Here is an 11,689-nt window from a genome sequence, read left to right as displayed (position 1 = left end):
GACTCCCGCACGGTCGTGCAGGCATATGCGGGAGAATGAGCCGGTGACCTCAGCGACTCGACAGCCCCAGACCCCGGCGGCCGCCGTCCGCCCGCGGCTCATCGCCACCGACCTGGACGGCACCCTGCTGCGGGACGACAAGTCCGTCTCCCCCCGCACGATCGCCGCGCTGGCCGCCGCCGAGGAGGCGGGCATCGAGGTGTTCTTCGTCACCGGCCGCCCGGCGCGCTGGATGAACGTCGTCAGCGACCACGTCCACGGCCATGGTCTGGCTATCTGCGGCAACGGCGCCGCCGTGGTCGACCTGCACGGCGGCCCCGGCGCCCACCGGTTCGTGAAGGTCCGGGAGCTGGCCCGGGAGAACGCGCTGGAGGCCGTACGGCTGCTGCGGGACGCGGCTCCGGGCACGGTGTACGCGGTGGAGCAGACCTACGGCTTCTACCAGGAGCCGGACTACCCCAAGCTGCACATGGAGATACCGGACAATCTCGCGCCGGCCGAGGACCTCCTGGCGCCGGACGCCCCGGGGGCCGGCGAGCCGGTGCTCAAGATCCTCGCCTACCACCCGTCCCTCGACCCCGACGCCTTCCTCACCCTTGCCCGTCTCGCCATCGGCGACCGCGCCAACGTCACCCGCTCCAGCCCCAGCGCCCTGCTGGAGATCAGCGGCCCCGGCGTCTCCAAGGCCAGCACGCTCGCCCTGTGCTGCGCCGAGCGCGGGATCTCGCACGAGGAGGTCGTGGCCTTCGGGGACATGCCCAACGACGTCGAGATGCTGACCTGGGCGGGCCAGTCGTACGCGATGGGCAACGCGCACCCGGATGTGATCGCCGCCGCGTCGGGGCGGACGGTCGCCAACAACGACGACGGTGTGGCGGTCGTGATCGAACAACTGCTGGCGTAACGGCGCCAGGGCCCGGCCTAGCCGACCGGCGCTTCCCGCTCCGTCAGCCACGGCACGGGATCCACCGCCGAGCCCATCTCCGGTGTGACCCGCACCTCGAAGTGCAGGTGCGGGCCGGTGGAGTTGCCGGTCGTGCCCGACTGACCGATCCACTGCCCGGTGTCGACCCGCTCGCCCTGGTCCACGGCGACGGACGCGAGATGGGCGTACTGCGTGAAGTAGCCGTTCGCGTGCCGGACGACGATCTCCATACCGAAGGCGCCCCCGCACGTCACCTTGACCACCCGGCCGCTCCCGACGGCGCGCACGGGCGTACCGATCGGCACCGCGAAGTCCTGCCCGGTGTGCCGGTGCGCCCACCGCCGACCGCCGCTGCCGAACGCGGCGGACAGCTCGTACGTCTCCACCGGCGTGACCCACGCGCTCTCACGGTCCGTCTTCTTCTGGTCGAGCCGAACGGCACCGGGGCAGGAGCCGGCCGCCACGGAGGCGTCGGCCTGTCCCTGCAACTGCCACCGCGCCCTCTCCAGCTTGTCCTCGATGCCCTGCTTGATCCGGGCGAGCTCGGTGTTGCGCTTGTCCAGCGACTGCCACGCCGCCGCTGACCTGGCCTCGTCCCGGGAGAGCCGGTCCTCGGCGCGGCGGCTCTTCTCGATGGCATTGCCGACGGCCAGGTTCACCTGCGAGAACACGTGCTGGCCGCGCATCAGCTGGTCCGGGCTCGTCGCGAGGACGATCTGCGCGGTGAGCGGCAACCCGCCGCCGCTGCGGTACTGGGCACGCGCGAGCCGGCCCAGGTCCTCGCGCAGGACGCCGATCTCCCGCCGCTCCCGTTCCAGGAGCTTCTCGATCCGCAGCGCTTCCGCCCGCTGTGCCTCGGCCGCCTGGCGTCCCGCCTCGTACCGCTCCGTCGCCAGCGCCGCGTCCTCGTACAGCTGCACCACCTGCGCGCTGAGAACCGAGTCCCCGCCCGTTCCGGTGCCATGGCGGTTCGGGCCGCCCTTGCCGTCACCGACGGCGTCGACGGGCCGGGCGACGAGAGAGGCGATCGCGCACAGCAGCGCCGGAACGACCAGGAGGCGACGGCGATGTGAGCGCATGCCAGCGATCCTGGCCCGCGGATCGGGTCGGGGCCTTGTTCACGTCGTACGCCTGGGGGACGAGTTGCTGCGGATGGGTCAGTACCGCGGTTGACGCGACTCCGGTAGCAGCGCGGAAGCGCCGGAGCACCAAGCGCGGTCGCTACGCCGCCCCCACCAGCAGGTCGGCCTCCTCCTCCCGCGCCACCATCGTCCGCAACGGCCCCTCCACCGCGGCCAGCTCCGCGAACGCCCCTCGCTGCACCACCCGCCCCTGCTCCAGCACGACCACCTCGTCCACGGCGTCCAGCCCGGCCAGCCGGTGGGTGATGAGCAGCGTCGTACGGCCCTCGGTGGCGGCCAGCAGGTCGGCGGTGAGGGCGTCGGCGGTCGGCAGGTCGAGATGCTCGGCGGGCTCGTCGAGGACGAGTACGGGGAAGTCGGCGAGCAAGGCGCGGGCCAGCGCGAGCCGCTGCCGCTGCCCGCCCGACAGCCGTGCCCCGTGCTCGCCCACGAGCGTGTCCAGCCCGTCTGGCAGCCCGTCGGCCCAGTCGAGCAGCCGGGCGCGTTTCAACGCGTCGCGCAGTTCCGCGTCGGTGGCGTCCTTCTTGGCGAGGAGCAGGTTCTCGCGCACGGAGCTGTCGAAGAGGTGCGCGTCCTGCGCGCACAGCCCGACGAGCCTCCGTACGTCGTCGCCGTCCAACGCGTACGCGTCCACGCCGCCCAGCGTGTACGAGCCCACGCCGGCGTCGAGGAAGCGCAGCAGCACCTGCGCCAGCGTCGTCTTGCCGGACCCGGAGGATCCGACGACGGCGATCCGGCGGCCCTCCTCCAGGGTCAGGTCGAGGCCGGCGAGCGCGTCCCGGTCCTGGCCCGCATGGCGGGCGGTCAGGTCCCTGACGGCGACCGGGAAGGGCGACGCGGGCGCCTGCCGGGGCCGCTCGGGCTCCCGTACGGGCTCGGGCGCGTCCAGCACCTCGTACACGCGCTCAGCGCTCTTGCGCACCCGCTGCCGGTACTGCACGGCGAGCGGCAGGCCCAGGACGGCCTCGAAGGCGGCCAGCGGGGTGAGGACGACGACGGCCATCGCGACACCGCCGAGCCGTCCGTCGGCGACCGCCTGGGCGCCCACGAGAGCGGTGGCGGCGACGGTGAACCCGGAGATCAACGCGGTGAGTCCGTCGCCGAGCGCGGTCGCGGTGGCGGCCCGGGAGGCGATCCGGGTGAGCGTCCCGTCGGCCCGCCGCGCTTCGGCGGTACGGCTGGGCAGGGCGCCGGCGACGGTCAGCTCCGCGGTGCCGGTGAGCAGATCCGTCACGCGCGTCGCGAGCAGCCCTCGGGCAGGGGCCAGCCTGCGTTCGGCGCGTCGGGCGACGGCACCTGTGACGAGCGGGACTGCGGCGCCGGCGACGAACAGCCCGACCGCGAGTACGGCGCCGGCCTCGGGCAGCAGCCATGCGGTGAAGCCGACGGCCGCGGCGGACACGACGGTCGCGGAAGCAGCGGGCAACAGCCAGCGCAGCCAGTAGTCCTGGAGCGCGTCCACGTCGGTGACGAGCCTCGCCAGCAGATCGCCCCGCCGGGTGCGCCGCAACCCTGCCGGTGCCAATCGCTCCAGCCTGCGGTACACGGCGACCCTGGTGTCGGCCAGCATCCGCAGCACCGCGTCATGGGACACCAGGCGTTCGGCGTACCGGAACACGGCCCGTCCGATACCGAAGGCCCGCGTCGCCGTGACGGCCACCATCAGGTACAGCACGGGCGGCTGCTGGGAGGCCCGTGAGATGAGCCACCCGGAGGTGGCCATGAGCCCGACGGCGCTGCCGAGTGCGAGGCTTCCGAGCAACAGCGCGAGCGCGAGGCGACCGCGCCGGGGACCGGACATGGCACGGACGCGGGCGAGGGCACCTCGCCGGCCCGCCGCGGGGGACACGGCCTCGACGTCGAGCGGAGCGGTCAGGGCGCTGTCCTCAGTGGGGCCGTCGTGCCCTTCCGGCTCGATCGGTCGGCCGACGGACACGGACGCCTTGGGCGGCGTGCTCGCCTGCTCGGGCGCCTCCGCCTCCGTCAGCCGCACCACCCGGTCGGCGACGCCCAGCAGCGCCGGCCGATGCACCACGAGCAGCACCGTCCGCCCGACCGCCAGCCTCCGCACGGCCTCCACGACCTCGGCCTCGGTGGCCCCGTCGAGGGCGGCCGTCGGCTCGTCGAGGAGCAGGACGGGCCGGTCCGCGAGGAACGCCCGGGCCAGCGCGAGCCGCTGCCGCTGCCCTGCGGACAGCCCGGCCCCGTCCTCACCCAGCACGGTGTCGACACCCTGGGGCAGCGCGTCCACGAACGCGAGCGCCCCGGCGTCCACCAGCGCCCGGCGGACCGCGGCGTCGTCCGCGGCGGGACGCGCCAGCCGTACGTTCTCGGCGATCGTCCCGGCGTACAGATGCGGCCGCTGCGGAACCCAGGCGATACGCGAGCGCCACTCGTCGAGGTCCAGCTCGGCGAGATCGGCTCCCCCGACCAGGACGCGGCCCTCGGTCGGCCGGACGAACCCCAACAGCACGTTCAGCAGCGTCGACTTGCCCGCGCCGCTCGGCCCGACGAGCGCGACCGTCTCACCGGGTTCGACGGCGAAGGACGCACCCGACACGGCATCGACGGGCCGCCCGGGGTAACGGACCGCGACGCCTTCGAAGGACACCGCCCCCGTCGGCACCGTCGCGGTGCCCGACGCCGGCACCGGAGTCTCCAGCACCTCGAAGATCTCCTCGGCCGCCGACAGCCCCTCGGCGGCCGCGTGGTACTGCGCGCCCACCTGGCGCAGCGGCAGATACGCCTCGGGCGCCAGCACGAGGATGACAAGGCCGTCGTACAGATGCATGTCGCCGTGGACGAGCCGCATGCCGATCGTCACGGCGACCAGGGCCACCGAGAGCGTCGAGAGCAGCTCCAGCGCGAAGGAGGAGATGAAGGCGATCCGCAGGGTCCGCATGGTCGCCCTGCGGTATTCGCCGGTGATACGCCGGATCGACTCGGCCTGCGCCTTGGCCCGCCCGAACACCTTCAGGGTGGGCAGTCCGGCGACGACGTCCAGGAAGTGCCCGGACAGCCGGGACAGCAGCTGCCACTGGCGGTCCATCCGGGACTGTGTGGCCCAGCCGATCAGCATCATGAAGATCGGGATGAGCGGGAGGGTGCCGACGATGATCGCGGCCGAGACCCAGTCCTCGGTCACGATCCTCGCCAGCACCGCCACGGGCACGACGACCGCGAGCCCCAACTGCGGGAGATAGCGCGAGAAGTAGTCGTCGAGGGCGTCGACCCCACGTGTGGCCAGGGCGACCAGCGATCCCGTCCGCTGTCCGCCCAGCCAGCCGGGCCCCAGTGCGGCCGCCCGCTCCAGCAGCCGCCCCCGCAGCTCCGACTTCACCGCCGCGCTCGCACGGTGAGCCGCGAGCTCGGTGAGCCATGCCACCACCGCGCGGCCGACGGCGACAGCCACCAACAGCAGCAGGGGAGTGCGCAGTTCGGCTGCGGACATTCCGTCCTGGAACGCCCCGACCACCGCCTCGGCGATGAGCATCGCCTGAGCGATGACCAGTGCCGCACCGACGGCACCCAGGCCGACGACCGCGATCAGGAAGAGGCGGGTGGCACGGGCGTACCGGAGGAGACGCGGGTCGATTGGTTTCACGTGAAACACACCTCAGTGCACGGTTTCAGCAATGTGCTGCGTACCGATCCGCTTGCGGAAGACCCAGTAGGTCCAGCCCTGGTAGAGCATGACGATCGGCGTGGCGATCACCGCGCACCAGGTCATGATCTTCAGGGTGTACGGGCTCGACGAGGCGTTGGTGACCGTGAGGCTCCACTCGTCATTGAGCGAGGACGGCATGACGTTCGGGAAGAGCGTCAGGAAGAGCATCGCCACGGCGGCCACGATGGTGACGCCGGAGAAGGCGAACGACCACCCTTCACGCCCGGCCTGGTTCGCCACCAGGGCCGCCACCAGCGCTGCCACCGCCACGGCGAGCGCGACCAGGCTCTTGCCGTCGCCGTTCTCGATCTGCGTCCACAGCAAGAAGATCAGTGCGAGCACGGCCGCGACCAGGCCGACCCACAGAGCCAGTTTCCGCGCCCGCTCCCGGATCTCCCCGACGGTCTTGAGCGCGGTGAACACCGCACCGTGGAAGGTGAACAGCGTCAGCGTCACCAGACCACCGATGAGCGCGTACGGGTTGAGCAGGTCCAGCACAGAGCCGACGTACTCATGGCTCTGGTCGAGCTTCACGCCTCGCACGATGTTGCCGAAGGCCACGCCCCACAGGAACGCCGGGATCAGCGAGCACCAGAAGATGGCGTGCTCCCAGTTGCGCTGCCAGTTCTCCTCGGGCCGCTTCGCCCGGTACTCGAAGGCGACGCCCCGGACGATCAGGGAGACCAGGATGACCAGCAGCGGCAGGTAGAAGCCCGAGAAGAGCGTGGCGTACCACTCGGGGAAGGCCGCGAAGGTGGCGCCGCCCGCCGAGAGCAGCCACACCTCATTGCCGTCCCAGACCGGGCCGATGGTGTTGATGAGCACCCGCCGCTCGGGCCGGTTGCGGGCGAGCAGTTTGGTGAGGACACCGACTCCGAAGTCGAAGCCCTCCAGGAAGAAGTAGCCGATCCACAGGACGGCGATCAGGACGAACCAGACGTCGTGAAGTTCCATGACTGTGCAGCTCCCTCGGCCTAGTACGAGAAGGCCATCGGCTTGTCGGCGTCACGGGAGTCGCCGCCGATCTTCGTGGGCGGGTTCAGGTCGGCCTCGGTGAGCTCGGGCGGGCCGGCCTTGACGTACTTCACGAGCAGCTTGACCTCGACGACGGCGAGGATGGCGTAGAGCGCGGTGAAGACGATCATCGAGGTGAGGACCTCTCCCTGGGAGACACCGGGGGAGACCGCGTCGCGGGTGCGCAGGACCCCGTAGACGACCCATGGCTGACGGCCCATCTCGGTGAAGATCCAGCCCCAGGAGTTGGCGATCAGCGGGAAGCCCAGGGTCAGGACCGCGATGCGCCAGTACCACTTGGTGAGCTTCGGGCCGAGGGCCTTCTTCGGCAGCAGCACCAGATGCGGCACCTCGTCGTCGCCGACCCTCAGGTGCTGCGGCAGCAAGAACTTCTTGCGCGTCAGCCAGAGTCCGAGCAGACCGATGGCGAACGACGTCATTCCGAAGCCGATCATCCAGCGGAAGCCCCAGTAGGCGACGGGGATGTTGGGCCGGTAGTCGCCGGGGCCGTACTTCTCCTGCTCGGCCTTGTTGATGTCGTTGATGCCGGGGACGTACGAGCTGAAGTCGTCCTTGGCCAGGAAGGACAGCAGGCCGGGGATCTCGATGGCGACCTTGTTGTGGCCCTTGTCGACATCGCCGTAGGCGAAGACGGAGAAGGGCGCCGGCGCCTCGCCGTCCCACAGGGCCTCGGCGGCGGCCATCTTCATCGGCTGCTGCTCGTACATGATCTTGCCGAGGACGTCGCCGCTGATCGCGGTGAGCATGCCGCCGATGACGACGGTGACCAGGCCGAGCCTGAGCGACGTCTTCATCTCGCGAATGTGCTTCTTGCGCAGCAGATGGAAGGCGGAGATGCCGACCATGAACGCGCCACCGGTGAGGAAGGCGGCCGAGAGGGTGTGGAAGGCCTGGGCGAGCGCCGTGTTCTGGGTCAGGACGAGCCAGAAGTCGGTGAGCTCTGCCCGCCCCTTCGCCTCGTTGATCCGGTAGCCGACGGGGTGCTGCATCCAGGAGTTGGCCGCGAGGATGAAGTACGCCGACAGGATCGTGCCTATGGAGACCATCCACATACAGGCCAGGTGGATCTTCTTCGGCAGCTTGTCCCAGCCGAAGATCCACAGGCCGATGAAGGTCGACTCGAAGAAGAAGGCGATCAGGGCCTCGAAGGCCAGCGGTGCACCGAAGACGTCACCGACGAAACGGGAGTAGTCGGACCAGTTCATGCCGAACTGGAACTCCTGCACGATGCCGGTGACCACACCCATCGCGATGTTGATCAGGAAGAGCTTGCCCCAGAACTTCGTCGCCCTGAGGTACTTCTCCTTCTCGGTGCGCACCCAGGCGGTCTGCAGGCCGGCCGTGAGGGCGGCCAGCGAGATCGTCAGGGGGACGAACAGAAAGTGGTAGACGGTGGTGATACCGAACTGCCAGCGCGCCAGAGTCTCCGGCGCCAAAGCCAGGTCCACGTCGCCGCTCCTTACTACCGCTTGTGAAAGCGTTCACATTCACAAGCAATTATGCAGCACCCCTCTCCGTGCCCTCAAAGGGGGGTCCCTCCTGGGACCAAACCCTTGGCGCGACCTTCAACATATTGTTGAATCAGCAGCATGCAGACACCGACGCCGACACACATACGGATCTCCTGGCCCGCGGGACACCTCACCGCGACCCTCGACGACACCCCGACCGCGCAGGCCCTCGCCAAGGCCCTGCCCCTCGTCTCCACCGCCCGCACCTGGGGCGAGGAGGTCTACTTCGACACGGGCATCGCCGTTCCACGTGAAACCAGCGCCCGCCAGGTCGTCGAGCCGGGCACGGTCGCCTTCTGGACGGACGGCGACGCGCTCGCCCTCCCCTACGGACCCACACCGATCTCGCGAGGCGACGAGTGCCGCCTCGCGAGCCCGTGCAATGTCCTCGGCCACCTCGACGGCGACCCCCGACTGCTGGCGACCGTCCGCGCCGGCGATCCCGTGCGCGTGGAACTCGTGGACGCCTGACCTGCCGGCGGAGCCCTACAGCTCCTCCCGACAGTCCTAAAGCTCTTCCTGACAGGCCCTACAGCTCCTGCTGACCGAGCCTTACAGCTCCTTCTGACCGAGCCCTACAGCTCCTTGCGGAACCCTTCCGCCACCTTCAGGAAGATGTCGTTCGCCTCGGCCTCCCCGACCGTCACCCGCACACCCTCGCCCGGGAACGGTCGGATCACCACGCCCGCCTGCTCACAGGCCTGAGCGAAGGCGACCGTGCGCTCCCCCAGCCGCAGCCACACGAAGTTGGCCTGGGTCTCGGGCACCGTCCAGCCCTGAGCGCGCAGTCCGTCGACCACGCGGTTGCGCTCGCACACCAACGAGCCGACCCGGCCGATCAGTTCGTCCTCGGCACGCAGCGAGGCGATGGCCGCCTCCTGCGCGATCTGGCTCACCCCGAAGGGCACGGCCGTCTTGCGCAGCGCGGCCGCGACCGGCTCCTGGGCGATCGCGAAGCCGACACGGAGGCCGGCGAGGCCGTACGCCTTGGAAAACGTGCGCAGGACACAGACGTTGGGCCGCTCACGGTAGATCTCCACACCGTCGGGCACCTCGGAGTCACGGATGAACTCGCGATACGCCTCGTCCAGCACCACCAGCACATCGCCGGGCACCCGGTCGAGGAACCGCTCCAGCTCGGCCCGCCTGACGACCGTGCCCGTCGGGTTGTTGGGGTTGCAGACGAAAATCAGCCGGGTGCGATCGGTGATGGCGGCGGCCATCGCGTCCAGGTCGTGCACATCGCCCGGCGTCAGCGGCACCTGGACGGACGTGGCACCGCTGATCTGCGTGATGATCGGGTACGCCTCGAAGGACCGCCAGGCGTAGATGACCTCGTCGCCGGGGCCGGCGGTGGACTGGATCAGCTGCTGGGCGACGCCGACCGAGCCGGTGCCGGTCGCCAGGTGGGAGGCCGGGACGCCGAAGCGCTCGGACAACTCGTTCATCAGCCCCGTACACATCATGTCCGGGTAGCGGTTGAAGGACGAGGCGGCGGCCGTCACGGTCTCCATCACGCCGGGAAGCGGCGGATAGGGGTTCTCGTTGGAGGACAGCTTGTAGGCCACCGGGCCACCGGCCGCGGCGGGCTTGCCCGGCTTGTAGGTGGGGATACCCTCCAGCTCGGCGCGCAGCTTGGGGCTCGTCTCGCTCACCGCAGTCCTCCTCGCGACCACCGGCGGTCCATCACCACCGCCGGCTCCAATACTTCTCACCTTATGAGGATTCGGCGCCGATGCGTACAGGTGCGGGTGCCCATCTGCTGAGCTTCCTGCCGACCACCTGCCGGCCCACGTCATGTCCTGCCTAGGCCTTCTGACCCCAGCTGTCACATCTGCATCAGGGGCATCAGCGTACGAAGGCGTACGAATTAGGGGGCGCGTCACACATATATCTATGCGCCGGTGGCTCGCGCCGTGGCGCGCATCACCCGTGAAGGTGAGTTGAGACCTCTTCGAGACATCGGGCACTTGGCAGGCCCATGCGTGCCGACAAGTCACGTCTTGCCATTGGATCGTTCAACTCCCTTGCTTTCCAAGGGGTTTGATGCCTGATGACCTTGCAGAAACGTGTCTGTCAACGGCTGCATATGCGTCCGCACTACCCCACCGAATGAGCCCTACTATCGGCTCGCCATGACAGCAGCAGGGAAGCACCAGGTGAGCCGCGCGGAAACCTCACGTCGAGGCAGTCGGCCCGGTCGGGCGGGCATCAGAGACGTGGCGGCAGCCGCCGGGGTCTCCATCACGACCGTCTCCGACGCCCTCAACGGAAAGGGCCGGCTCCCCGACGCCACCCGACGCCATGTCCGCGAGGTCGCCGACCGGCTGGGCTACCGCCCGTCGGCCGCCGCCCGGACACTCCGTACCGGCAAGTCAGGACTCATCGGCCTGACCGTGACGACATACGGGGATGAACCTTTCACCTTCACCGAGTTCGCGTACTTCGCCGAGATGGCCCGCGCCGCCACCTCGGCCGCGCTCGCCCGCGGCTACGCCCTGGTGATCCTCCCCGCCACCTCACGCCACGACGTCTGGTCGAACGTCGCCCTCGACGGCACCGTGGTCATCGACCCGTCCGACCAGGACCCCGTCGTCAGCGAGCTGGTCAGACAGGGACTCCCGGTCGTCTCCGACGGCCGCCCGGCCGGCTCGCTCCCGGTCACCGCCTGGGTCGACAACGACCACGAGGCCGCCGTACTCGGCATCCTCGACCACCTGGCAGACGCCGGCGCCCGCCGGATCGGACTGCTGACGGGCACCACGACCGACACGTACACCCATCTGTCGACCACCGCGTATCTGCGCTGGTGCGAGCGCGTCGGCCAGGACCCCGTGTACGAGGCCTACCCGGCGCACGACCCGTGCGCGGGCGCCGTCGCCGCCGACCGGCTGCTCGCCCGCCCCGACCGGCCCGACGCGGTCTACGGCCTGTTCGACCCGAACGGCACCGACCTGCTCGCCGCCGCGCGCCGCTACGGCCTGCGCGTACCGGACGACCTTCTTCTGGTGTGCTGCAGCGAGTCCACGGTGTACGCCAACACCGAGCCGCCCATCACCACGCTCTCCCTCAAGCCGCGCCGCATCGGCACGGCCGTGGTCCAGCTCCTCATCGACGCCATCGAGGGGGTCGAGTCGGACCACCCGGTCGAGCAGGTGATACCGACCGAGCTGATCGTGCGTACCTCGTCCCAGCGACGCCCTCCGCGGACGACGGTCAGCCCGCCCCGGTCGCCCGAGGAACGGTAGAAACGGGCCCCGCGGGATGGCTGAACCCAGGTCGAGAGGCCGCGGGTGCGAGGGCGAGGAGTGACGGGAGCGAGGCCATCGAGCGGCCTAAGCCCGGCCCAATCGGGGCGAAAGCCGCGGTGAACAGGAGTCCTGCTCCGATTCACCACCCCTGGGTCATC

At 70.1% G+C, this 11,689-nt stretch carries 8 protein-coding genes; 3 read left to right on the top strand and 5 right to left on the bottom strand.

From position 1 onward, the window contains the following. The first annotated feature begins 43 nt into the window (after positions 1-43). Complete coding sequence (locus tag ACFZBP_RS09125; RefSeq protein WP_391411284.1) at positions 44-904, top strand: Cof-type HAD-IIB family hydrolase; 861 nt, start codon at positions 44-46, stop codon at positions 902-904. Between the two features lie 17 nt (positions 905-921). Here ACFZBP_RS09125 and ACFZBP_RS09120 read toward each other — a convergent pair whose 3' ends face one another. The 4 genes from ACFZBP_RS09120 to ACFZBP_RS09105 all read right to left on the bottom strand — a co-directional run bounded on the left by ACFZBP_RS09120 (position 922) and on the right by ACFZBP_RS09105 (position 8,217). Further along, positions 922-2,004 carry a peptidoglycan DD-metalloendopeptidase family protein gene (locus ACFZBP_RS09120; RefSeq protein WP_391411282.1) on the bottom strand — a complete coding sequence of 361 codons (1,083 nt, stop codon included), beginning with the start codon at positions 2,002-2,004 and terminating at the stop codon, positions 922-924. Between the two features lie 142 nt (positions 2,005-2,146). Beyond that, positions 2,147-5,671, bottom strand: a complete 3,525-nt coding sequence (cydD, locus tag ACFZBP_RS09115) for a thiol reductant ABC exporter subunit CydD (protein ID WP_391411280.1) — start codon at positions 5,669-5,671, stop codon at positions 2,147-2,149. A gap of 12 nt (positions 5,672-5,683) precedes the next feature. After that, positions 5,684-6,688, bottom strand: coding sequence for a cytochrome d ubiquinol oxidase subunit II (gene cydB / locus ACFZBP_RS09110; RefSeq protein WP_391411278.1), 1,005 nt, complete (start codon positions 6,686-6,688; stop codon positions 5,684-5,686). A gap of 20 nt (positions 6,689-6,708) precedes the next feature. Next, positions 6,709-8,217 carry a cytochrome ubiquinol oxidase subunit I gene (locus tag ACFZBP_RS09105; protein ID WP_383449634.1) on the bottom strand — a complete coding sequence of 503 codons (1,509 nt, stop codon included), beginning with the start codon at positions 8,215-8,217 and terminating at the stop codon, positions 6,709-6,711. Positions 8,218-8,358: 141 nt separating this feature from the next. Between ACFZBP_RS09105 and ACFZBP_RS09100 the strand changes: the two genes are divergently transcribed. Then, entirely contained in the window at positions 8,359-8,751 is a 393-nt protein-coding gene (locus ACFZBP_RS09100; RefSeq protein ID WP_391411276.1) for a cyclophilin-like fold protein, read from the top strand. Positions 8,752-8,855: 104 nt separating this feature from the next. Here ACFZBP_RS09100 and hisC read toward each other — a convergent pair whose 3' ends face one another. Beyond that, positions 8,856-9,935: a histidinol-phosphate transaminase gene (gene hisC / locus ACFZBP_RS09095; RefSeq protein ID WP_391411274.1), complete on the bottom strand. Its 1,080-nt coding sequence runs from the start codon at positions 9,933-9,935 to the stop codon at positions 8,856-8,858. Between the two features lie 480 nt (positions 9,936-10,415). Here hisC and ACFZBP_RS09090 point away from each other — a divergent pair, with 480 nt between their 5' ends. After that, a complete protein-coding gene (locus ACFZBP_RS09090; RefSeq protein ID WP_383449636.1) occupies positions 10,416-11,528 on the top strand; it encodes a LacI family DNA-binding transcriptional regulator in 1,113 nt (370 codons plus the stop codon). Positions 11,529-11,689: the final 161 nt, after the last annotated feature.

Source organism: Streptomyces sp. NPDC008086, from assembly GCF_042957325.1.
GTDB lineage: Bacteria > Actinomycetota > Actinomycetes > Streptomycetales > Streptomycetaceae > Streptomyces.
Note: the sequence above shows the minus strand (reverse complement) of the source record. Positions and strands in the feature narration are given on the sequence as shown.

Excerpts from the sequence above, each read along its gene's own strand:
- ACFZBP_RS09120 (WP_391411282.1), bottom strand. The coding sequence starts at position 2,004 with ATGCGCTCACATCGCCGTCGCCTCCTGGTCGTTCCGGCGCTGCTGTGC.
- ACFZBP_RS09100 (WP_391411276.1), top strand. The coding sequence starts at position 8,359 with ATGCAGACACCGACGCCGACACACATACGGATCTCCTGGCCCGCGGGA.
- cydB (WP_391411278.1), bottom strand. The coding sequence starts at position 6,688 with ATGGAACTTCACGACGTCTGGTTCGTCCTGATCGCCGTCCTGTGGATC.
- ACFZBP_RS09090 (WP_383449636.1), top strand. The coding sequence starts at position 10,416 with ATGACAGCAGCAGGGAAGCACCAGGTGAGCCGCGCGGAAACCTCACGT.